Source organism: Streptomyces flavusporus, from assembly GCF_046267975.1.
GTDB classification, from domain to species: Bacteria; Actinomycetota; Actinomycetes; order Streptomycetales; family Streptomycetaceae; genus Streptomyces; species Streptomyces flavusporus.
The window spans coordinates 4123163-4145918 of the sequence record NZ_CP176503.1; the positions used below are offsets into that span (position 1 = coordinate 4123163).

Below are 22756 nucleotides of genomic sequence, written 5' to 3' on the forward strand. Positions count from 1 at the left end.
AAAGGCCCCCTTCCACTGCACTTGGGAGAAGCGCATCCCATACACGGCTGACTGATAGGCACTTGAACCCATTGCCCGATTTGCCACTCTTGCACCCACGCGTGACGTGACTCACCTTCACCTGTCCACAGGTTTCACACAGCCGGCGGCCATCCGGCTTTCCCGGCTTGCGAGTTGAGCCTTGACAGATGCAAAGGATCAAGCTGACAAAACACCCAGATGAAGATCAAACAGCATGTTGCGTGAACCCGCTACTTGTTTCCGACATGTGCTCTCGCATACGTTCCGGGCCAGTCGGGCGGACGCCGAATCCTGCCGCCGCCCGGTACCACCGATGACGAGACCACTCACGCACGGCAGGAGCGGGGGACCCAGGTAAGTCGCCGCGCCGGACGTCGTACGACGCACCGGAACGGCTTGGGGTGAAGTTGCGCTCGCAAGGGCGCGGCCGGGCACCTCCCAGCCCGAACCCGACAGCTCACCTCGCAGGCGAAGGAGAGGAACAAGCCCATGCCTGCAAACGGTCAGCCCCGCACTCGCACCGCCCGCATAGCCCGCAAGCTCGTGGTCGCCGGCACCGGCGCGGCCGTGCTCGCCCTGCCGCTCATCGGTGCGAGCACCGCATCGGCCGCCACCCCCGCCGCGGTGACCGCGAAGACCGCCACCACGGCGTACTCCGACAACCTCGACGGCTGGATCCGCGAGTCGCTCGCCATCATGGCGCAGCACGGAATCCCGGGCTCCTACAACGGCATCTACCGCAACGTCATGCGCGAGTCGTCCGGCAACCCGGCCGCCATCAACAACTGGGACTCCAACGCGGCCAAGGGCACCCCGTCCAAGGGCCTGCTCCAGGTCATCGACCCGACCTTCGCCGCGTACCACGTGCCCGGCACGGCCTACGACCCGTTCGACCCGGTCGCCAACATCACCGCCGCCTGCAACTACGCGGCCGACCGCTACGGCTCGATCGACAACGTCTTCGGCGCCTACTGATCCCTTCGCGCCTACTGAATCTTCGCACCCACCGAGGGCCTGCGCCCGCCGAGCCGCTGCGGGCGCCGGCCCTCGGTGAGGAGCCGTTCGAGGACGACGGCGATGCCGTCGTCCTCGTTCGAGAGGGTGATCTCGTCGGCCACCGCCTTCAGTTCGGGGTGCGCGTTGGCCATGGCGACGCCATGGGCGGCCCAGTCGAACATCGGGATGTCGTTGGGCATGTCACCGAAGGCGATGGTGTCCTCGGGGCGCAGCCCCAGATGCCGGGCCGCCAGCGCCAACCCCGTCGCCTTGGTGATGCCGGACGGCTGAAGCTCGACCGTCCCAGGCCCCGACATGGTGACCGTCGCGAGCGAACCCACCACCGAGCGGGCCACCGACGCCAACTCGTCGTCGGACAGAGCGGGATGACGCAGCAGCACCTTGCTGATGGGCTCGCACCACAGGTCGTCACGCCGGCCGACCCGTACCGCCGGCAACGTCGGGCGCGGCATCCGATACCCCGGCTCGATGAGCGTCAGGCCATCGACGCCGTCCTGGTCGACGGCCGCATACACCGTGCCGACCTCCGCCTCGATCTTGCCGAGCGCGGTCTCGGCCAGTTCCCGGTCCAGGGTGACCGACCACAGCAGACGGTCCACGCCGACGTCGTACAACTGCGCGCCCTGCCCGCACACCGCGAGCCCCACGCCGCCCAGGAACTTCAGCAGCGGCCGCACCCTGGGCGCGGGCCGGCCCGTCACCACCAGATACCGGGCACCGGCCGCCGAGACCCGCGCGAGCGCGGTGAGCGACCGGTCGGAGACCGTGTCGTCGCCGCGCAGCAGCGTTCCGTCCAGGTCGGTGGCGATGAGGGCGTACGCGGCGCGCTCGGCATATGCGATGGGTGCGGCCATGATCAGAGAATACGGACACCACACCCACGCCGTTCATCCCCAACTCCCTTCCAATCCTCCGCTTTTCAGTGGTCCGGCCCCTCGGTGCCGGCCGTCGGGCGGGTGAAGGCGCGTTGCGGACAGCGGGTCACGGACAGCGGGATGAGGTCAGGGGTATACACGACTCCTCCATTCCGGACATTACGGACTCTTTGTGCGCTTAAGTCACTGCCCAAGACGGCCGCCGCAGCCGTAACGTGTGCCGCGACCGCATGGACCGTACGTACGAAAGTGAGGCAGCACCCCGATGCCCCCCTTCGATGTCCCCGAGGGCGACCCCTTCGGTCCGCACAACCTTCCGTACGGCGTTTTCTCACCCGCCGGGTCCACCGAACGCACCGTCGGCGTCCGCCTCGGCGACCACGTCCTCGACGCCGGCGCGGCAGCACTGGCACTCGGCTCCCCGTATGCCGCCCTGCTGGCCCGGCCCACCCTGAACCCACTGCTCGCCGCCGGCCGCACCGCCTGGTCGGACGTCCGGCGGGCGCTGACCGCCTGGGTGACGGTGCCGTCCCACCGCGAAACCCTCGCGCCCCTGATGCACCCCCTCTCCTCGGTGACCCTGCACCTGCCCTTCGAGGTCGCGGACTACGTGGACTTCTACGCCTCCGAGAACCATGCCCGGAACGTCGGCCAGATCTTCCGCCCCGACGCCGCTGACTCACTCACCCCCAACTGGAAGCATCTGCCGATCGGTTACCACGGCCGCTCCGGCACGGTCATCGTCTCCGGCACAGATGTCATCCGCCCCTCCGGCCAACGCAAGGCCCCGACCGACCCCGCGCCCGTCTTCGGGCCGTCCGTCCGCCTGGACATCGAGGCGGAGGTCGGCTTCGTCGTCGGCACCCCGTCCCCGCTGGGCCGACCCGTTCCGCTGGCCGGCTTCCGCGACCACGTCTTCGGCCTGTGCCTCCTCAACGACTGGTCCGCGCGCGACATCCAGGCCTGGGAGTACGTCCCCCTCGGCCCCTTCCTCGGCAAGTCCTTCGCCACGTCGGTGTCGGCCTGGATCACCCCGCTGGACGCGCTGGACGAGGCACGAGTGGCCCCACCGCAGCGCACCCATCCCCTCCTCCCGTACCTGGACGACACGGACGACGAACCCGGCGGCTACGACCTGCGCATCTCCGTCGCTCTCAACGGTCACGTCATCTCGGAACCCCCTTTCTCCACCATGTACTGGACGGCCGCCCAGCAACTCGCCCACATGACCGTCAACGGCGCATCCCTGCGCACCGGCGACCTGTACGGCTCGGGCACGGTGAGCGGCCCGACCGAACGCGAACGCGGCTCCCTCCTCGAACTGACCTGGAACGGCCGGAACCCACTCGAACTCCCCGACGGCAAGCGGACGTTCCTGGAGGACGGGGATGTCGTGACACTGTCGGCCTGGGCACCGGGGGCCGGCGGGGTCCGGGTGGGGTTGGGGGAGGTGAGCGGGAGGGTCGTCGCGGGCTGAGCTGCGGGTGGCACGAGGTGAGCTTTTCGGGCAAGCGCCGGTTCGGGCGCTGACTCCGGGTGCCCGGCGCCGTCATACTGGCGGTGGGTGGTGTGCGCGAGGCGGGACGCGGGACGCGGTCGGCAGGCGCGGCCGCTGCCCCCACCGCACGACCCGAGCCGCCCTCACTCCCGACCAGGATCCGGAGCCCGTGGCATGACCGTCTGCCTGCTCCTGCTGAGCGTCGTCGCCCTGACGGCCGCTGTACCGGCCCCCCGTGCCCTGACCCGGGCCGCGTGGCCCGAACGGGAGCCCGTGGTCGGGCTGTGGGTATGGCAGTGCCTGGTCGCCACCGTCCTGCTGTGCTGTCTGGCCGCCCTCCTCCTGGGCGCGGCCGCCGTCTTCCAGACCGTCCGCGACCAGGTCTTCGCCCCCGCACCGCCCCATGTCACCGCGGCGTACGACCTCTCTGCCGCGCCCCACTGGGCCGCCGCGCTCACCCTGCTGCTGGCCTGCGGTGCCGCCTGGACCACCGCGATGCTCACCCGGGAGCTGGTCGAGGCTCGGCGGCGGCGCACCCAGGCCCGCGCCCACCTGCGCGAACGCGCCCCCGACCTGCCCGCCGGCCTCCCGGCCGCCCGCGGCCCGCTGCTCGTCCTGGAGGACGAGTACCCCGATGCCTGGTGGCTGCCGGGCCACCCGCCCCAGCTGGTCGTCACCACCGGCGCCCTGCACCGCCTCACCGACCACCAGCTGGACGCCGTCCTCACCCATGAACGCGGACACGCCCGCGCCCACCACGACTGGCTGCTGCACCTGTCGACCGCCCTTGCCACCGGCTTCCCCCGCGTTCCACTGTTCGCCCACTTCTGCGAGCAGACCCGCCGCCTGGTCGAACTCGCCGCCGATGACACCGCCTCCCGCCGCTGCGGCCACCTCACCACCGCCCTGGCGCTGATCGAGCTGAACCAGCACCGCGGAGTCCTGTCCTGCGCCTCCAGCCACCGCCTCCTCGGCGAACGCGTAGACCGCCTCCTGCAACCCCCGCCCCGCCTTGGCCGCCGCCACCGTGCCCTGACGACCACGGTGGCCGCCCTGGTCCCCCTGGTGCCGCTCCTGATCACGTTCGCCCCGGGCCTGACGGCGTTGGGGTAAGGGCGCAGGAAGGACGGTGGACGGCACCCCAAGCCCTGTCCAGCGGTCCGCCTATATCCAGTCGTCCGGCTCCGGCCCCTCGGGCGGCTCCGGCCAGTCGTCCGGCCCGCCCTGATCGGCCGCGGTTCTCGGAACCGGCGGTGCACCTGCGTCGGCCTGCCCGGCCGGGGCACCGGGCGGCCCCGCCAGGGACGCGAGCACCCCGAGAACGCCCTCCCCGTACGTCGCCAGCTTCTTCTCGCCGACCCCGCTGATGCCTCCGAGCTCCGCGATCGACGTCGGCCACGCCGTGGCGATCTCCCGAAGCGTGGCGTCGTGGAAGATGACGTACGCCGGGACGCCCTGCTCCCGGGCCTGTTCTGCGCGCCAGGCGCGCAGGGCCTCGAAGGCCGGCAGCAGTTCCTCGGACAGCTCGGCGGCCGCAACCTTGGGCTTGCCCGCGCCGCGCCCCGACGAAGACGCCGACGCCGACCGCGAGGTCACCGGCTTCTTCGGCTCCTTGCGCAGCGGCACCTCCCGCTCCCGCCGCAGCACCGAACCGCTGGCCTCGGTCAGCACCAGCGTGCCGTACTCCCCCTCGACCGCGAGCAGCCCCTGCGCCAGCAACTGCCGGATGACGCCTCGCCATTCGCCCTCGGTCAGCTCCTCGCCGATGCCGAACACGGAGAGCTGATCGTGGTCGAACTGGATGACCTTGCCGGTGCGCTTCCCCAGCAGGATGTCGACGATCTGCACCGCGCCGAACTTCTGCCCCCGCTCCCGCTGCAGCCGCACCACCGTCGACAGCACCTTCTGCGCCGCGACGGTGCCGTCCCAGGTCTCGGGCGGGGTGAGGCAGGTGTCGCAGTTGCCGCAGCCCGCCGGATCCGGGTCCTGGCCGAAGTAGGCGAGCAGCTGGCCGCGGCGGCACTGGGCGGTCTCGCACAGCGCGAGCATCGCGTCCAGGTGTGCGGCGGCCCGGCGCCGGAACGCCTCGTCGCCCTCGCCTGACTGGATCAGCTTGCGCTGCTGTATGACGTCGTTGAGTCCGTACGCCATCCATGCCGTCGACGGCAGACCGTCACGCCCCGCGCGGCCGGTCTCCTGGTAGTACCCCTCGACCGACTTGGGCAGATCCAGGTGGGCGACGAACCGCACGTCCGGCTTGTCGATGCCCATCCCGAAGGCAATGGTCGCCACCACTACGAGGCCCTCCTCCCGCAGGAAGCGGGACTGGTGCGCCGCGCGCGTGCCCGCATCCAGGCCCGCGTGGTACGGCACTGCCTCGACGCCGTTTCGGGTGAGGAACTCGGCCGTCTTCTCCACGGAATTGCGCGAGAGGCAGTAGACGATGCCCGCCTCGCCGGCGTGCTCCTCACGCAGGAGGCTCAGCAACTGCTTCTTGGGGTCCGCCTTCGACACGATCCGGTACTGGATGTTGGGCCGGTCGAAGCTCGCCACGAAGTGCCGGGCCGTCGGCATGTTCAACCGCTGGGTGATCTCCTGGTGCGTCGCATGCGTGGCCGTCGCCGTGAGCGCGATGCGCGGCACGTCGGGCCAGCGCTCGCCGAGCAGCGACAGCGCCAGATAGTCGGGGCGGAAGTCGTGGCCCCACTGCGCCACGCAGTGCGCCTCGTCGATCGCGAAGACGGAGATCTTGCCGCGCGAGAGCAGATCCAGCATGGACTCAAGACGCAGTCGCTCCGGCGCCAGGTAGAGCAGATCGAGCTCACCGGCCAGGAACTCGGCCTCCACCACCCGGCGCTCGTCGAAGTCCTGCGTGGAGTTCATGAACCCGGCTCGCACGCCCAGCGCCCGCAGCGCGTCCACCTGATCCTGCATCAGCGCGATCAGCGGGGAGACGACGATGCCCGTACCCGGTCTGACCAGGGCCGGGATCTGATAGCAGAGCGACTTGCCGCCACCGGTCGGCATAAGTACGACGGCGTCACCGCCGGCCACGACATGCTCGATGACCGCTTCCTGCTCACCGCGGAAGGCCTCGTACCCAAAGACCCTCTGGAGCGCTGCCAACGCCTCGCTCTCGGCTACCGCCGCCATTCCACCGATCCCGCCTGTCCCACCCATCGCCGTGCCCCCGTACGTCGCATCTCGACCACTGCGTCCACGATAGGCGCCGGGACTGACACCGTCGGAGTTATCCACAGGTTGCCCCGTCTCTTTCCGTAACCGACCAATAACCTGAAGCGACCCGCTGGTTTCTGTTCAGGGAGCACTGATGAGCGTGGCTTACGAGGACTCGGCGCCCGACTGGTCGGTTCCGCCCGACGGTGGCTGGACAGCCGACGACCTGGACCACCTCCCGAACCTGCCGCCGCACACACAATTGATCGACGCCAGCCTGGTCTTCGCCTGCCCGCAGTCGGTCTTCCACGAGCGCGCGATGAGTTTCTTCGGTCGGCAGCTCGACATCGCCGCGCCCACGGGGCTTGATGCCCTGTGTCGGTTCTCCGTCGACATCGACCAGCAGAACAGGCCTGAACCGGACGTGGTTGTCGTGCAGGAGGAGGCTGTGGTCAGCCTCGATCAGACCCGGCTCCCCCCAACCACACGGCGGCGGCCCGGCACCCTGGAGGGAGCCGGGCCGCCGCCGTACCGACAACAGCATGCGCCGTGTCAGCGCACAAACACCCCCGCGTCCCCCGCGAGATCCAGGAAGTACTGCGGCGCCACACCCAACACCAGCGTCACCGCAACCCCCACCCCGATCGCCGTCATCGTCAGCGGCGACGGCACCGCGACCGTCGGCCCCTCGGGGCGCGGCTCGCTGAAGAACATCAGCACGATGACCCGGATGTAGAAGAACGCGGCGATCGCCGAGGAGATCACGCCGACCACCACCAGCGGTGCCGCCCCGCCCTCCGCCGCTGCCTTGAACACGGCGAACTTCCCGGCGAACCCGGAGGTCAGCGGAATGCCCGCGAAAGCGAGCAGGAACACCGCGAACACGGCCGCGACCAGCGGCGAACGGCGGCCGAGACCGGCCCACTTGGACAGGTGCGTCGCCTCACCGCCGGCGTCACGCACCAGCGTCACCACCGCGAACGCGCCGATCGTCACGAACGAGTACGCCGCCAGGTAGAAGAGGACCGACGAGACGCCGTCCGGACTCGTCGCGATGACACCGGCCAGGATGAAGCCGGCGTGCGCGATCGACGAGTACGCCAGCAGCCGCTTGATGTCGGTCTGCGTGATCGCGACGATCGCACCGCCCAGCATGGTGACGATCGCGACGCCCCACATCACCGGCCGCCAGTCCCAGCGCAGCCCCGGCAGCACGACGTACAGGATCCGCAGCAGCGCGCCGAACGCGGCCACCTTGGTCGCCGCCGCCATGAAACCGGTCACCGGCGTCGGCGCCCCCTGGTACACATCCGGCGTCCACATGTGGAACGGGACAGCGCCCACCTTGAACAGCAGCCCCATGACGATCAGCGCGGCGCCGAGCAGGAGCAGCGCGTCGTTGCCCATGGTGTCCGCGAGCGCCGGCGTGACGTCGGTGATGGTGCCGTCGACGACCCGAGCGATCGTCGCGTACGACATCGAGCCGGAGTAGCCGTACAGCATCGCGATGCCGAACAGCGTGAACGCGGAGGCGAACGCGCCGAGCAGGAAGTACTTGACCGCGGCCTCCTGCGACATCAGCCGCTTGCGACGAGCCAGCGCGCACATCAGGTACAGCGGCAGCGAGAAGACCTCCAGGGCCACGAACAGCGTCAGCAGGTCGTTGGCCGCAGGGAAGAGCAGCATGCCGGCAACCGCGAAGAGCAGCAGCGGGAAGACCTCGGTCGTGGTGAAACCGGCCTTCACCGCGGCCTTCTCGCTGTCGCTGCCGGGCACGGAGGCCGCCTGCGCGGCGAAGGAATCGACCCGGTTGCCGTGAGCGGCCGGATCCAGTCGCCGTTCGGCGAAGGTGAACAGGGCGACCAGCGCGGCCAGCAGGATCGTGCCCTGCAGGAACAGGGCCGGCCCGTCGACCGCGATCGCGCCCATCGCCGCGATACGCGCCTTGGTGGTGCCGTATCCGTCCGCCGCCAGGGCGACGGCCGCGGCGAACGCGGCGGCGAGGCCGACGACGGACACGAACATCTGGGCGTAATAACGGGATTTGCGTGGTACGAACGCCTCGACCAGCACCCCGACGATCGCCGCGCCGATGACGATCAGCATGGGCGACAGTTGTGCGTACTCGATCTTCGGCGCGTCGATCTTGCCGATGGGATCGGCCGCGGTTGTCCACAGGCTGTGGACGGCTGTTGCGCTCACTTGGCCGCCTCCACCTCGGGCTGAGGGTCTGTCTTCTGTACGTCGGACATGGTCTGCTGCACCGCCGGGTTGACGATGTCCGTGACGGGCTTCGGGTAGACGCCCAGGAAGATCAACAGTGCGACCAGCGGGGCGACCACCACGAGCTCACGCACTCTGAGGTCCGGCATCGCGGAGACCTCCGGCTTCACCGGCCCCGTCATCGTCCGCTGGTAGAGGACGAGGGTGTAGAGCGCGGCGAGGACGATGCCGAAGGTGGCGATGATGCCGATCGCCGGGTAGCGCGTGAACGTGCCGACCAGGACCAGGAATTCACTCACGAACGGCGCGAGTCCGGGCAACGACAGCGTCGCCAGGCCGCCGATCAGGAAGGTGCCGGCGAGCACCGGGGCGACCTTCTGCACTCCTCCGTAGTCGGCGATGAGCCGCGAGCCGCGGCGCGAGATCAGGAATCCGGCCACCAGCATCAGCGCGGCCGTCGAGATGCCGTGGTTGACCATGTACAGCGTCGCGCCCGACTGGCCCTGGCTGGTCATCGCGAAGATGCCCATGATGATGAAGCCGAAGTGCGAGATCGACGCGTACGCCACCAGCCGCTTGATGTCCCGCTGGCCGACCGCGAGCAGCGCCCCGTAGATGATGCTGATCAGGGCGAGGACGAGGATGACCGGCGTCGCCCACTTCGACGCCTCCGGGAACAACTGGAGGCAGAAGCGGAGCATCGCGAAGGTGCCCACCTTGTCGACGACCGCGGTGATCAATACCGCGACCGGGGCGGTGGCCTCCCCCATCGCGTTCGGCAGCCAGGTGTGCAGCGGCCACAGCGGCGCCTTCACCGCGAAGGCGAAGAAGAAGCCCAGGAACAGCCAGCGTTCGGTGCTGGTCGCCATGTCCAGCGAGCCGTTGGCCCGTGCCTCGGCGATCTCCTGGAGCGAGAAGTTCCCGGCGACCACATAGAGGCCGATCACCGCGGCCAGCATGATCAGACCACCGGCCAGGTTGTAGAGGAGGAACTTCACAGCCGCGTACGACCGTTGCGTGGACGCCGCCTCCTCGCCGTGCTCATGGGCACGGTCCCCGAAGCCGCCGATGAGGAAGTACATCGGGATGAGCATGGCCTCGAAGAAGATGTAGAAGAGGAAGACGTCGGTGGCCTCGAAGGAGAGGATCACCATCGCCTCGACGGCCAGGATCAGGGCGAAGAAGCCCTGTGTCGGCCGCCACCGCCTGCTTCCGGTCTCCAGCGGGTCGGCGTCGTGCCAGCCCGCGAGGATGATGAACGGGATCAGCAGCGCCGTGAGCGCGATGAGCGCCACCGCGATGCCGTCCACGCCCAGCTCGTATCTCACCCCGAAGTCCGCGATCCAGGCGTGGGATTCGGTGAGCTGGTAACGGTCGCCGTCCGGGTCGAAGCGGATCAGGACCGCGATGGCGAGGGCGAGCGTGGCGAGCGAGACGAGCAGCGCCAGCCACTTGGCGGCGGTGCGCCGCGCGGCCGGTACCGCGGCCGTGGCGATCGCCCCGAGCGCCGGGAGCGCCGCCGTCGCTGTCAGCAGAGGAAAGGACATCGGTATCAGACCGCCCTCATCAGCAGGGTCGCGGCGACGATGAGCGCCGCGCCGCCGAACATCGAGACCGCGTAACTGCGCGCGTAGCCGTTCTGCAGTCGGCGCATCCGTCCGGACAGGCCGCCGACCGAGGCGGCCGTGCCGTTGACGACTCCGTCGACCAGGGTGTGGTCGACGTACACCAGGGAGCGCGTGAGGTGCTCGCCGCCGCGGACCAGGACGACGTGGTTGAAGTCGTCCTGGAGCAGGTCGCGCCGGGCGGCCCGGGTGAGCAGCGACCCGCGCGGGGCGACGACCGGGACCGGGCGGCGGCCGTACTGCGCGTACGCGATGCCGACGCCGATCACCATCACGGCCACCGTGGACAGCGTGACCGTGAGGGCGCTGACCGGCGGGTGCCCGTGCTCATGGCCGGTGACCGGCTCCAGCCAGTGCACGAAGCGGTCACCGATGCTGAAGAACGCGCCGCCGAAGACCGACCCGACGGCCAGCAGGATCATCGGGATCGTCATGACCTTGGGCGACTCGTGCGGATGCGGCTCCGCGTGCTCGCCCCGCGTCTCTGCGGCGGGCTCCACGCTGGGCTCGGCCGGGGACGGTGTCGGGGCGTGCCGCCAGCGCTCCTCGCCGAAGAACGTCAGCAGCATCACGCGCGTCATGTAGTACGCCGTGATGGCCGCGCCCAGCAGGGCGCATCCGCCGAGGATCCAGCCCTCGGTGCCGCCCTTGGCGAACGCCGCCTCGATGATCTTGTCCTTGGAGAAGAAGCCGGACAGACCCGGGAAGCCGATGATCGCGAGGTAGCCGAGGCCGAAGGTGACGAAGGTGATCGGCATGTACTTGCGCAGGCCGCCGTACTTGCGCATGTCGACCTCGTCGTTCATGCCGTGCATCACCGATCCGGCGCCGAGGAACAGCCCGGCCTTGAAGAAGCCGTGCGTCACCAGGTGCATGATCGCGAAGATGTAGCCGATGGGGCCGAGGCCCGCGGCGAGGATCATGTAGCCGATCTGCGACATGGTCGAGCCGGCCAGCGCCTTCTTGATGTCGTCCTTCGCGCAACCGACGATCGCACCGAAGAGGAGCGTGACCGCGCCCACGATGGTGACCACGAGCTGGGCGTCGGGCGCGGCGTTGAAGATCGCTCCGGAACGGACGATCAGGTACACGCCCGCCGTCACCATCGTCGCGGCGTGGATGAGGGCCGAGACCGGGGTCGGGCCCTCCATCGCGTCCCCGAGCCAGGACTGGAGCGGTACCTGGGCGGACTTGCCGCAGGCGGCGAGCAGCAGCATCAGGCCGATGGCGGTGAGCGTGCCCTCGGAGGTGTCCCCCACGCCGTCGAGCACCGGCCCGAAGGCGAAGGTGCCGAAGGTGGTGAACATGATCATGATCGCGATCGACAGGCCCATGTCGCCGACGCGGTTGACCAGGAAGGCCTTCTTCGCGGCGGTCGCGGCGCTGGGCTTGTGCTGCCAGAAGCCGATCAGCAGGTAGGAGGCGAGTCCGACGCCCTCCCAGCCGACGTACAGCAGCAGGTAGTTGTCGGCGAGGACGAGCAGCAGCATCGCCGCCAGAAACAGGTTCAGGTAGCCGAAGAAGCGGCGGCGCCGCTCGTCGTGCTCCATGTACCCGACCGAGTAGAGGTGGATCAGTGAGCCGACGCCGGTGATCAGCAGTACGAACGTCATCGACAGCTGGTCGAGCTGGAAGGCCACGTCGGCCTGGAAGCCCTCGACCGGGATCCAGCTGAACAGGTGCTGCGTGAGCGTCCGGTGCTCGGCGTCCTTGCCCAGCAGGTCGGCGAAGAGGACGACACCGAGGACGAAGGAGACGGCAGCGAGCGCCGTGCCGATCCAGTGGCCGACGGCATCGAGCCGTCGGCCACCGCACAGCAGGACGGCCGCTCCGAACAGGGGCGCCGCGATCAGCAGCGCAATCAGGTTCTCCACGATTCTTCCGACCCCTTACAGCTTCATCAGGCTGGCGTCGTCGACCGAGGCCGAGTGACGGGCACGGAACAGCGACACGATGATCGCGAGCCCGACCACGACCTCGGCGGCGGCGACGACCATCGTGAAGAAGGCGATGATCTGGCCGTCGAGATTGCCGTGCATCCGGGAGAAGGCGACGAACGCGAGGTTGCAGGCGTTGAGCATCAGCTCGATGCACATGAACAGCACGATCGCGTTGCGCCGGATCAGCACGCCGGTCGCGCCGATCGTGAACAGCAGGGCGGCGAGATAGAGGTAGTAGACGGGGTTCACTTCGACGCCTCCTCGGTCCGCTTGAACGGCGGCGGCTCGATCGCGTTCCGTTCCAGGCGTTCCTCCGCGCGCTGTTCCAGCGCCCGCAGGTCGTTGATCGCCTCGGTCGACACGTCCCTGATCTGGCCCCGTTCGCGCAGCGTCTTGCTGACGGTCAGATCGGACGGGGTGCCGTCGGGCAGCAGCCCCGCGATGTCCACGGCGTTGTGCCGGGCGTACACACCGGGCGCCGGCAGCGGCGGTACGCACTTCCCCTCGCGCACGCGCTGCTCGGCCATCTCACGTTGAGTCTTGGCGCGCTCGGTGCGCTCGCGGTGGGTGAGCACCATGGCACCGACGGCGGCCGTGATCAGCAGGACGCCGGTGAGTTCGAAGGCGAAGACGTACTTGGTGAAGATGAGGGCGGCCAGGCCCTCCACGTTGCCGCCCGCGTTCGCCTGGCCGAGGCCGTTGAACTCCTTCAGGGAGGCGTTGCCGATGCCACCGACCAGCAGGATGCCGAAGCCGAGACCGCACAGCAGGGCCAGCCAGCGCTGGCCCTTGATGGTCTCCTTCAGGGAGTCCGCCGCGGTGACACCGACGAGCATCACCACGAACAGGAACAGCATCATGATCGCGCCGGTATAGACGACGATCTGCACGATGCCCAGGAAGTAGGCGCCGTTTGCGAGGTAGAACACCGCCAGGACGATCATGGTGCCGGCCAGGCAGAGCGCGCTGTGCACGGCCCTCTTCATGAAGACGGTGCACAGGGCGCCGATCACCGCGACGGTGCCGAGGATCCAGAACTGGACGGCCTCTCCGGTGGAGGTGGTGTAGGCGGCGAGCTGCGCGCTCATGCGTCCGCCTCCTCGTCGGAAGGCTTCTCGCCCTTGGAGACGGCGACTTGCTGGACCGTGCCGGGCGCGGCCTCGGTGACCAGGCCCCGGTAGTAGTCCTGCTCGTCCATCCCCGGGTAGATCGCGTGGGGCGTGTCGACCATGCCCTCTTCGAGGCCGGCGAGCAACTGCTCCTTGGTGTAGATGAGGTTGGCGCGGGTGGAGTCGGCCAGCTCGAAATCGTTCGTCATCGTGAGCGCGCGCGTGGGGCATGCCTCGATGCACAGGCCGCACAGGATGCAGCGGGCGTAGTTGATCTGGTAGACGCGCCCGTATCGCTCGCCTGGCGAGTAGCGCTCCTCGTCGGTGTTGTCCGCGCCCTCCACATAGATGGCGTCGGCGGGGCAGGCCCAGGCGCACAGCTCGCAGCCGACGCACTTCTCCAGGCCGTCCGGATGGCGGTTGAGCTGGTGCCGTCCGTGGAACCGGGGGGCGGTGGTCTTCTGCTGCTCCGGGTACTGCTCGGTCAGCCGCTTCTTGAACATGGCCTTGAAGGTCACGCCGAAGCCGGCCACGGGGTTCAGGAAACCGGGCTTGGTCTCCTTGGGCTCCTCAGCCATCGGACGCCTCCTTTCCATCCAGAGATCCGTCACTCTGAGTATCAGACCCACCACTGACAATCAGCTCCTGCTCACGCCGCGACCTGCGTCGCGGAACCGGCGGCAACTCCTGTCCGGGCAGCGGCGGTACGGGGAATCCGCCCGCCATCGGGTCGAAGCCGGCGGCCTGGGCGGGCGGTTCGGGCGCGGGTTTGCCGCGCTCGTGGAAGAAGTCCGCGACGAAGGAGAGCAGGAGCAGGGCGAGGACTCCGCCGCCGACGTAGAGGGCGATGTCGGCGAAGTCGTAGTTCTCGTTGCGCAGGGTCCGCACGGTCGCGACGAGCATCAGCCAGACCACGGAGACCGGGATGAGGACCTTCCAGCCGAGCTTCATCAGCTGGTCGTAGCGGACGCGGGGGAGCGTGCCGCGCAGCCAGATGAAGAAGAACAGCAGCAGCTGCACCTTGAGGACGAACCAGAGCATCGGCCACCAGCCGTGGTTCGCGCCCTCCCAGAAGGTGGAGACCGGCCAGGGTGCCCGCCAGCCGCCCAGGAAGAGCGTCACAGACACGGCCGAGACCGTCACCATGTTCACGTACTCGGCGAGCATGAACATCGCGAACTTGATCGACGAGTACTCGGTGTTGAAACCGCCGACCAGGTCGCCCTCGGACTCCGGCATGTCGAACGGGGCGCGGTTGGTCTCGCCGACCATGGTCACGATGTAGATCAGGAACGAGACCGGCAGCAGGATGATGTACCAGCGGTCCGCCTGCGCCTCGACGATCGCCGATGTCGACATCGACCCCGAGTAGAGGAAGACGGAGGCGAACGCGGCGCCCATGGCGATCTCGTAGGAGATCATCTGCGCGCAGGAGCGCAGACCGCCGAGCAGCGGATAGGTGGATCCGGAGCTCCAACCCGCCAGCACGATGCCGTAGATGCCCACCGAGGCGACCGCGAGGATGTAGAGCATCGCGATCGGCAGGTCGGTGAGCTGCATCGTGGTGCGCTGGCCGAAGATCGAGATCTCGTTGCCGGCCGGGCCGAAGGGGATCACCGCGATCGCCATGAAGGCCGGGATGGCCGCGACGATCGGCGCGAGAACGTAGACGACCTTGTCCGCGCGTTTGACGATGACGTCTTCCTTGAGCATCAGCTTGATGCCGTCGGCGAGCGACTGGAGCATGCCCCAGGGGCCGTGCCGGTTGGGGCCGATGCGCAGCTGCATCCAGGCGACGACCTTGCGCTCCCAGACGATGGAGAACAGCACGGTCACCATCAGGAAGGCGAAGCAGAAGACCGCCTTGACGGCGATCAGCCACCACGGGTCGCGGCCGAACATCGAGAGGTCTTCAGCGGCGAGGTACGGGCTCATGCCTCCACCTCCTTGGGGGCCTCGCCGGCGAGGGTCGCCGGGCCGATGCGGACGAGGGAGCCGGGCAGCGCCCCGGTGTCGGAGGCGACGCCGCCGCCGACCGAGTTCAGCGGGAGCCAGACCACGCGGTCGGGCATCTCGGTGATCTGCAGCGGGAGTTCGACGGTGCCGGCGGGGCCGGTCACGGCGAGCGCGTCGCCGTCCTTGACGCCCGCCTCGGCGGCCGTGGCGGGCGACACACGCGCGCGTGCCGCGTGCCGGGTCCCGGCGAGCGCCTCGTCGCCCTCCTGGAGCACACCCCCGTCGAGCAGCAGCCGGTGCCCGGCCAGTACGGCTTCCCCGGCCGCCGGACGCGGCAGCACGCCCGCCGTCTCGAGGGGTTCGGTGGCCCGCGGTCCGTCCCAGACCCCCAGCCGGTCCAGCTCCGCGCGCGCGGTCCGTAGATCCGGCAGACCCAGGTGTACGTCCATGGCGTCGGCCAGCATCTGCAGCACGCGTGCGTCGGTGGGTGCCAGTCGGCGGCTCATCTGGTCGGGCTTGAGCGCGGCCTCGAAGAAGCGGACCCGGCCCTCCCAGTTGAGGAAGGCGCCCGCCTTCTCGGCGACCGCGGCGACCGGGAGGACCACGTCCGCGAGTTCCGTGACCTCGCTGGGCCGCAGTTCGAGCGACACCACGAAGCCGACTTCGGCGAGGGCCTCACGCGCGCGTGCCGGGTCGGGCAGGTCGGCGACCTCCACGCCCGCGACCAGCAATGCCTGCAGGTCGCCGTTTGCGGCGGCCTGGATGATCCGGCCGGTGTCACGGCCGTAGCGGTGCGGGAGGTCGGCGACACCCCAGGCGGCGGCGACCTCCTCACGCGCGCGTGGGTCGGTGGCCGGACGTCCGCCCGGCAGCAGCGACGGCAGCGCGCCCGCTTCGATGGCGCCCCGCTCTCCTGCGCGACGCGGGATCCACACCAGCTGCGCGCCGGTCGCGGAGGCGGCCCGTGCGGCGGCGGTGAGACCACCGGCGACCCCGGCCAGCCGCTCGCCGACGACGATCACCGCACCCTCGGTGCGCAGCGCCTGAGCGGCCCTGGCGCCGTCCTCCTCCAGGCCGACCCCGCTCGCGAGCGCGTCCAGCCACTCGGTCTCGGTGCCCGGAGCCGCCGGCAGCAGCGTGCCGCCGGCCTTCTCCAGACCCCGCGTGGTGTGCGTGGCCAGCGAGAACACCTTCTGTCCGTGCTTGCGCCAGGCCTTGCGCAGCCGCAGGAAGACGCCGGGGGCCTCCTCCTCCGACTCGAACCCGGCCAGCAGGACGGCGGGCGCCTTCTCCAGGGAGGTGTACGTGACGCCCGTACCGTCGAGGTCGCGGCCGCGTCCGGCGATCCGCGCGGCGAGGAAGTCGGCCTCCTCGCTGCTGTGCGGACGCGCACGGAAGTCGATGTCGTTGGTGTCGAGCGCCACCCGCGCGAACTTGCTGTAGGCGTAGGCGTCCTCGATGGTGAGGCGGCCGCCCGTGAGGACACCGGTGCGCCCGCTCGAGGCGAGGAGTCCCTGAGCGGCGATCTGCAGCGCTTCCGGCCAGGAAGCGGGCACCAGATCGCCCTCGGGGTTGCGTACCAGAGGCGTCTCCAGCCGGTCCCGCAGCTGCGCGTACCGGAACGCGAAGCGCCCCTTGTCGCAGATCCACTCCTCGTTGACCTCGGGGTCGTTCGCGGCGAGCCGCCGCATGACCTTGCCGCGCCGGTGGTCGGTGCGCGTCGCGCAGCCGCCGGAGCAGTGCTCGCACACGGAAGGCGAGGAGACGAGGTCGAAGGGACGGGAGCGGAAGCGGTACGCCGCCGAGGTGAGTGCGCCGACCGGGCAGATCTGGATGGTGTTCCCGGAGAAGTACGACTCGAAGGGGTCGCCCTCACCGGTCCCGACCTGCTGGAGCGCGCCGCGCTCGAGCAGCTCGATCATCGGGTCGCCGGCGACCTGGTTGGAGAACCGGGTGCAGCGCGCACACAGCACGCACCGCTCGCGGTCGAGCAGCACCTGCGTGGAGATCGGGACCGGCTTCTCGAAGGTCCGCTTCCTGCCCTCGAAGCGGGACTCGGCGTTGCCGTGCGACATGGCCTGGTTCTGCAGCGGACACTCGCCGCCCTTGTCGCAGACCGGGCAGTCCAGCGGGTGGTTGATGAGCAGCAGCTCCATCACACCCTTCTGGGCCTTCTCGGCGACCGGCGAGGTGAGGTGGGTCTTCACCACCATCCCGTCGGTGCAGGTGATGGTGCAGGACGCCATGGGCTTGCGCTGACCCTCGACCTCGACGATGCACTGGCGGCAGGCGCCGGCCGGGTCGAGGAGGGGATGGTCGCAGAACCGGGGGATCTCGATGCCGAGTTGCTCGGCAGCCCGGATGACCAGGGTGCCCTTGGGCACGCTGATCTCGACGCCGTCGATCGTCAGCGTCACCAGATCTTCCGGCGGGACCGCCGCTTCTCCCCCACCTGAGGCAGCGCTGGTGGTCACAGTCATGCGTTCACCTCCGTGCGGTCGGCCCAGGCCGTCGACTTGGCCGGGTCGAAGGGGCAGCCGCGGCCCGTGATGTGCTGCTCGTACTCCTCGCGGAAGTACTTCAGCGAGGAGAAGATCGGCGAGGCGGCACCGTCGCCGAGGGCACAGAAGGACTTGCCGTTGATGTTGTCGGCGATGTCGTTCAGCTTGTCGAGATCACTCATCACGCCCTTGCCGGCCTCGATGTCGTGCAGCAACTGCACGAGCCAGTACGTGCCTTCGCGGCAGGGTGTGCACTTGCCGCAGGACTCGTGGGCGTAGAACTCGGTCCAGCGGGTGACGGCGCGCACGACGCAGGTCGTCTCGTCGAAGCACTGCAGGGCTTTCGTGCCGAGCATGGAACCCGCGGCGCCCACTCCTTCGTAGTCAAGAGGGACATCGAGATGCTCGTCGGTGAACATCGGTGTCGAGGAGCCGCCCGGCGTCCAGAACTTCAGACGGTGGCCGGGTCGCATCCCGCCGCTCATCTCGAGGAGCTGGCGCAGTGTGATGCCGAGCGGGGCCTCGTACTGGCCGGGGCTCGCGACGTGGCCGCTGAGCGAGTAGAGCGTGAAGCCCGGGGACTTCTCGCTGCCCATTGACCTGAACCATTCCTTGCCGTTTTTCAGGATGGCGGGAACCGACGCGATCGACTCGACGTTGTTCACCACAGTCGGGCACGCATAGAGGCCCGCGACAGCAGGGAAGGGGGGACGGAGCCGCGGTTGACCACGGCGGCCTTCGAGCGAGTCGAGCAGTGCGGTCTCCTCACCGCAGATGTACGCGCCCGCGCCCGCGTGCACGGTGATGTCGAGGTCGAGTCCGCTGCCCAGGATGTTCTTGCCGAGGTAGCCGGCCGCGTAGGCCTCAGCGACAGCTGAGTGCAACCGCCGCAATACGGGGACGACTTCACCACGTAGATAGATGAAGGCATGCGACGACCTGATGGCATAACACGCAATGATCATGCCCTCGATGAGGCTGTGCGGGTTCGCGAAGAGGAGCGGAATGTCCTTGCAGGTTCCGGGCTCCGATTCGTCGGCGTTGACAACTAGATAGTGCGGTTTTCCATCACCCTGGGGAATGAACTGCCATTTCATTCCCGTCGGGAATCCCGCGCCGCCGCGGCCGCGCAGCCCGGAGTCCTTGACGTACGCGATGAGGTCGTCCGGCGACATCGCGAGCGCCTTGCGGAGCCCCTCGTATCCCTCGTGCCTTCGGTATACGTCCAGCGTCCAGGACCTGTCCTCGTCCCAGAAGGCCGACAGCACGGGTGCCAGCAGCTTCTCGGGGCTCGGGTCCTTGAGCTCGGGTGCCAACGTCATCACTCCCCCTCCTCTGCGACAGGCCCGGCGGGGTGCGCGGGGTCGGATGCCGATGTGTCCTGCGGCGCGTCGTGCGAGCTGAGGTGTTCGGCGGGCGACGGCTCGTGTACGGCCCTGTCCTGCGGCTCGTCGTGCGGTCCCCCCTCCCGCGGGTGGACCACACGCGCGGGTGCGGTCTCTCCCCTGGCCAGGCGGAGACCCACCAGCGAAGCGGGTCCCGCGCTGCCGGCCGCCTCGACGGCCCCGGCCCGCTCGTCGGGGAAGCCCGCCAGGATCCGGGCGGTCTCCTTGAACGTGCACAGCGGGGCCCCGCGGGTCGGCGCGACCTGCGCTCCCGCGCGCAGGTCGTCCACCAGGCGCTTCGCGCTGTCCACGGTCTGGTTGTCGAAGAACTCCCAGTTGACCATCACGACCGGCGCGAAGTCGCAGGCCGCGTTGCACTCGATGTGTTCCAGGGTCACCTTGCCGTCGTCGGTGGTCTCGCCGTTGCCGACGCCCAGGTGCTCCTGGAGCGCCTCAAAGATCGCGTCACCGCCCATCACCGCGCACAGCGTGTTGGTGCACACCCCGACCTGGTAGTCACCGGAGGGCCTGCGCCGGTACATGGTGTAGAAGGTGGCGACCGCGGTGACCTCCGCCGTGGTCAGGTCCAGCATGTCCGCGCAGAACCTCATTCCGGTGCGCGTGACGTGGCCCTCCTCCGACTGCACCAGGTGCAGCAACGGCAGGAGGGCGGACCGGGAGTCGGGGTAGCGGGCGATGATCTCGCGCGCGTCCCGCTCGAGCCGGGCTCGAACGTCGTCCGGGTAGTCGGGCGCGGGCAGTTCGGGCATGCCCAGGCTGACGCCCCGCTCCGAGGAACTGGTGGTCACCGGTCGACGCCTCCCATCACGGGGTCGATGGACGCGACGGCGACGATGACGTCGGCGACCTGGCCGCCCTCGCACATCGCCGCCATGGCCTGCAGATTGGTGAAGGACGGGTCGCGGAAGTGGACCCGGTAGGGACGGGTGCCGCCGTCGGACACGGCGTGCACTCCGAGCTCGCCCTTGGGCGACTCGACCGCCGTGTACGCCTGTCCCGGCGGGACGCGGAAGCCCTCGGTCACCAGCTTGAAGTGGTGGATCAGGGCCTCCATGGAGGTGCCCATGATCTTCTTGATGTGGTCGAGGGAGTTGCCCAGTCCGTCCGGTCCGAGGGCGAGCTGGGCCGGCCAGGCGATCTTCTTGTCGGCGACCATGACCGGTCCCGGCTGCAGCCGGTCCAGGCACTGCTCGACGATTCTGAGCGACTGGCGCATCTCCTCGAGGCGGATCAGGAAGCGGCCGTATGCGTCACAGGTGTCTGCGGTCGGGATGTCGAAGTCGTACGTCTCGTAGCCGCAGTACGGCTGGGCCTTGCGCAGGTCGTGCGGCAGGCCGGTGGCGCGCAGGATCGGTCCGGTGGCGCCGAGGGCCATGCAGCCGGCCAGGTCGAGATAGCCGATGTCCTGCATGCGGGCCTTGAAGACGGGGTTCCCGGTGGCGAGCTTGTCGTACTCCGGGAGGTTCTTCTTCATCTTCTTCACGAACTCGCGGATCTGATCCACCGCACCGGGCGGCAGGTCCTGGGCGAGTCCGCCGGGCCGGATGTACGCGTGGTTCATCCTGAGGCCCGTGATGAGCTCGTAGATGTCGAGAATCATTTCACGATCACGGAATCCGTAGATCATGATCGTGGTGGCGCCCAGCTCCATGCCGCCGGTCGCGATGCACACCAGGTGCGAGGAGAGCCTGTTCAGCTCCATCAGGAGCACCCGGATGATCGTGGCCCGGTCGGGGATCTGGTCCTCGATGCCGAGGAGTTTCTCGACGGCGAGGCAGTAGCCGGTCTCGTTGAAGAAGGACGTCAGGTAGTCCATGCGCGTCACGAACGTGGTGCCCTGCGTCCACGTGCGGAACTCGAGGTTCTTCTCGATGCCGGTGTGGAGGTAGCCGATGCCGCAGCGGGCCTCGGTGACCGTCTCGCCCTCGATCTCCAGGATGAGGCGGAGCACGCCGTGGGTGGACGGGTGCTGGGGGCCCATGTTGACGACGATGCGTTCGTCGTCGGCCCGGGCCGCGGACTGGACGACCTCGTCCCAGTCGCCACCGGTGACCGTATATACGGTGCCCTCGGTGGTCTCGCGTGCCGACGCGGCGGCTGTTGAGTGCGTGCTCACGAGTACGACCTCCGCTGGTCCGGAGCCGGGATCTGGGCGCCCTTGTACTCGACGGGGATGCCGCCGAGGGGGTAGTCCTTGCGCTGCGGATGGCCCTGCCAGTCGTCCGGCATCATGATCCGCGTCAGGGCCGGGTGACCGTCGAAGACGATGCCGAAGAAGTCGTAGGTCTCGCGCTCGTGCCAGTCGTTGGTCGGATAGACGGAGACCAGCGACGGGATGTGCCGATCGCTGTCGGGGGCGCTGACTTCGAGGCGGATCAGCCGGTTGTGGGTGATCGAGCGCAGGTGGTAGACGGCGTGCAGCTCGCGGCCCTTGTCGTTCGGGTAGTGGACGCCGCTGACGCCGGTGCACAGTTCGAAGCGCAGGGCCGGGTCGTCGCGCAGAGTGCGGGCGACGCGGACCAGGTGCTCGCGTTCGATGTGGAAGGTGAGTTCGCCGCGGTCGACGACCGTCTTCTCGATGGCGTTCTCGGGGAGCAGGCCCTGCTCCTCCAGGGCGCCCTCGAGCTCGTCGGCGACCTCGTCGAACCAGCCGCCGTATGGGCGGGCCGCCGGTCCCGGGAGCCGGACCGAGCGGACCAGACCGCCGTAGCCGGAGGTGTCGCCGCCGTTGTTGGCGCCGAACATGCCGCGCTGGACGCGGATCTCCTCACCGTGCTCGCCGCGCTGTCCGGGGAGGTTGGAGGCGCCGAGGTCCTTCTCGGGGTTGACCCCGTTGGTGCCGTTCGCGTCGCTCATCGCAGCAGCCCCTTCATCTCGATCGTCGGCAGGGCCTTGAGCGCCGCTTCCTCCGCCTCCCGGGCCGCCTCCTCGGCGTTCACGCCGAGCTTGGAGGTCTGGATCTTGTGGTGGAGCTTGAGGATCGCGTCCAACAGCATCTCCGGCCGGGGCGGGCAGCCGGGGAGATAGATGTCGACCGGGACGATGTGGTCGACGCCCTGGACGATGGCGTAGTTGTTGAACATGCCGCCCGAGGACGCGCACACGCCCATGGAGATCACCCACTTGGGGTTCGGCATCTGGTCGTAGACCTGCCGCAGCACGGGCGCCATCTTCTGGCTGACCCGGCCGGCGACGATCATCAGGTCCGCCTGCCGGGGTGAACCGCGGAAGACCTCCATGCCGAAGCGCGCCAGGTCGTAGCGGCCTGCGCCGGTGGTCATCATCTCGATGGCACAGCAGGCGAGGCCGAACGTGGCGGGGAAGACCGACGCCTTGCGCACCCAGCCCGCGGCCTGCTCGACGGTGGTCAGCAGGAAACCGCTCGGCAGCTTTTCTTCGAGTCCCATG

18 protein-coding genes, 1 pseudogene and 1 riboswitch are annotated in these 22756 nt (G+C 69.1%); of the genes and pseudogenes, 4 read left to right on the forward strand and 15 right to left on the reverse strand.

Annotated elements, in window-relative coordinates; genetic code table 11:
* Nucleotides 1-334 precede the first annotated feature (334 nt).
* Nucleotides 335-507: riboswitch (cyclic di-AMP (ydaO/yuaA leader) on the forward strand.
* Nucleotides 508-510: 3 nt separating this feature from the next.
* Nucleotides 511-996: a transglycosylase SLT domain-containing protein gene (locus tag ACKTSN_RS19480; protein ID WP_409470280.1), complete on the forward strand. Its 486-nt coding sequence runs from the start codon at nucleotides 511-513 to the stop codon at nucleotides 994-996.
* 11 nt (nucleotides 997-1007) lie between these two features.
* Here ACKTSN_RS19480 and ACKTSN_RS19485 read toward each other — a convergent pair whose 3' ends face one another.
* The gene (locus tag ACKTSN_RS19485; protein ID WP_409470281.1) at nucleotides 1008-1892 is read right to left on the reverse strand and encodes an HAD family hydrolase; all 885 of its coding nucleotides are present in this window, start codon (nucleotides 1890-1892) and stop codon (nucleotides 1008-1010) included.
* 286 nt (nucleotides 1893-2178) lie between these two features.
* Between ACKTSN_RS19485 and fahA the strand changes: the two genes are divergently transcribed.
* Both fahA and ACKTSN_RS19495 read left to right on the forward strand, forming a co-directional pair.
* Entirely contained in the window at nucleotides 2179-3390 is a 1212-nt protein-coding gene (gene fahA, locus ACKTSN_RS19490; protein WP_409470282.1) for a fumarylacetoacetase, read from the forward strand.
* Nucleotides 3391-3585: 195 nt separating this feature from the next.
* Entirely contained in the window at nucleotides 3586-4524 is a 939-nt protein-coding gene (locus tag ACKTSN_RS19495) for a M56 family metallopeptidase (RefSeq protein WP_409470283.1), read from the forward strand.
* A 51-nt stretch (nucleotides 4525-4575) separates the two neighbouring features.
* Here ACKTSN_RS19495 and recQ read toward each other — a convergent pair whose 3' ends face one another.
* The gene (recQ, locus tag ACKTSN_RS19500) at nucleotides 4576-6591 is read right to left on the reverse strand and encodes a DNA helicase RecQ (protein WP_409470284.1); all 2016 of its coding nucleotides are present in this window, start codon (nucleotides 6589-6591) and stop codon (nucleotides 4576-4578) included.
* A gap of 151 nt (nucleotides 6592-6742) precedes the next feature.
* Between recQ and ACKTSN_RS19505 the strand changes: the two are divergent.
* Nucleotides 6743-7066: pseudogene (locus ACKTSN_RS19505) on the forward strand (Uma2 family endonuclease); the annotation flags it as partial.
* A gap of 74 nt (nucleotides 7067-7140) precedes the next feature.
* On the opposite strand, the gene nuoN reads toward ACKTSN_RS19505, so the two are convergent.
* Genes nuoN through ACKTSN_RS19570 form a run of 13 tightly spaced genes read right to left on the reverse strand, consistent with a single transcriptional unit; the run spans nucleotide 7141 to nucleotide 22755 of the window.
* Nucleotides 7141-8790, reverse strand: a complete 1650-nt coding sequence (nuoN, locus tag ACKTSN_RS19510; RefSeq protein WP_409470285.1) for an NADH-quinone oxidoreductase subunit NuoN — start codon at nucleotides 8788-8790, stop codon at nucleotides 7141-7143.
* A complete protein-coding gene (locus ACKTSN_RS19515; RefSeq protein WP_409470286.1) occupies nucleotides 8787-10358 on the reverse strand; it encodes an NADH-quinone oxidoreductase subunit M in 1572 nt (523 codons plus the stop codon). Before ACKTSN_RS19515 ends, nuoN begins: the two co-directional genes overlap by 4 nt.
* Before the next feature lie 5 nt (nucleotides 10359-10363).
* The gene (gene nuoL / locus ACKTSN_RS19520) at nucleotides 10364-12310 is read right to left on the reverse strand and encodes an NADH-quinone oxidoreductase subunit L (protein ID WP_409470287.1); all 1947 of its coding nucleotides are present in this window, start codon (nucleotides 12308-12310) and stop codon (nucleotides 10364-10366) included.
* Nucleotides 12311-12325: 15 nt separating this feature from the next.
* Nucleotides 12326-12625: an NADH-quinone oxidoreductase subunit NuoK gene (gene nuoK / locus ACKTSN_RS19525; protein ID WP_129799341.1), complete on the reverse strand. Its 300-nt coding sequence runs from the start codon at nucleotides 12623-12625 to the stop codon at nucleotides 12326-12328.
* Entirely contained in the window at nucleotides 12622-13464 is an 843-nt protein-coding gene (locus ACKTSN_RS19530; RefSeq protein WP_409470288.1) for an NADH-quinone oxidoreductase subunit J, read from the reverse strand. The genes nuoK and ACKTSN_RS19530 overlap by 4 nt, the downstream gene beginning before the upstream one ends.
* Nucleotides 13461-14063 carry an NADH-quinone oxidoreductase subunit NuoI gene (gene nuoI / locus ACKTSN_RS19535; RefSeq protein WP_409470289.1) on the reverse strand — a complete coding sequence of 201 codons (603 nt, stop codon included), beginning with the start codon at nucleotides 14061-14063 and terminating at the stop codon, nucleotides 13461-13463. Before nuoI ends, ACKTSN_RS19530 begins: the two co-directional genes overlap by 4 nt.
* A complete protein-coding gene (gene nuoH / locus ACKTSN_RS19540; RefSeq protein ID WP_409470290.1) occupies nucleotides 14056-15420 on the reverse strand; it encodes an NADH-quinone oxidoreductase subunit NuoH in 1365 nt (454 codons plus the stop codon). The genes nuoI and nuoH overlap by 8 nt, the downstream gene beginning before the upstream one ends.
* On the reverse strand, nucleotides 15417-17921 hold the full coding sequence (locus tag ACKTSN_RS19545; RefSeq protein WP_409470291.1) for an NADH-quinone oxidoreductase subunit G: 2505 nt from the start codon (nucleotides 17919-17921) through the stop codon (nucleotides 15417-15419). The genes nuoH and ACKTSN_RS19545 overlap by 4 nt, the downstream gene beginning before the upstream one ends.
* The gene (gene nuoF, locus ACKTSN_RS19550) at nucleotides 17918-19264 is read right to left on the reverse strand and encodes an NADH-quinone oxidoreductase subunit NuoF (RefSeq protein ID WP_409470292.1); all 1347 of its coding nucleotides are present in this window, start codon (nucleotides 19262-19264) and stop codon (nucleotides 17918-17920) included. Before nuoF ends, ACKTSN_RS19545 begins: the two co-directional genes overlap by 4 nt.
* Nucleotides 19264-20136, reverse strand: a complete 873-nt coding sequence (nuoE, locus tag ACKTSN_RS19555) for an NADH-quinone oxidoreductase subunit NuoE (RefSeq protein WP_409470293.1) — start codon at nucleotides 20134-20136, stop codon at nucleotides 19264-19266. The genes nuoF and nuoE overlap by 1 nt, the downstream gene beginning before the upstream one ends.
* Nucleotides 20133-21464: an NADH-quinone oxidoreductase subunit D gene (locus ACKTSN_RS19560; protein ID WP_129799348.1), complete on the reverse strand. Its 1332-nt coding sequence runs from the start codon at nucleotides 21462-21464 to the stop codon at nucleotides 20133-20135. The genes nuoE and ACKTSN_RS19560 overlap by 4 nt, the downstream gene beginning before the upstream one ends.
* A complete protein-coding gene (locus ACKTSN_RS19565; protein ID WP_409470294.1) occupies nucleotides 21461-22204 on the reverse strand; it encodes an NADH-quinone oxidoreductase subunit C in 744 nt (247 codons plus the stop codon). The genes ACKTSN_RS19560 and ACKTSN_RS19565 overlap by 4 nt, the downstream gene beginning before the upstream one ends.
* Complete coding sequence (locus tag ACKTSN_RS19570; RefSeq protein WP_094215591.1) at nucleotides 22201-22755, reverse strand: NuoB/complex I 20 kDa subunit family protein; 555 nt, start codon at nucleotides 22753-22755, stop codon at nucleotides 22201-22203. Before ACKTSN_RS19570 ends, ACKTSN_RS19565 begins: the two co-directional genes overlap by 4 nt.
* Between the last annotated feature and the right edge of the window lies 1 nt (nucleotide 22756).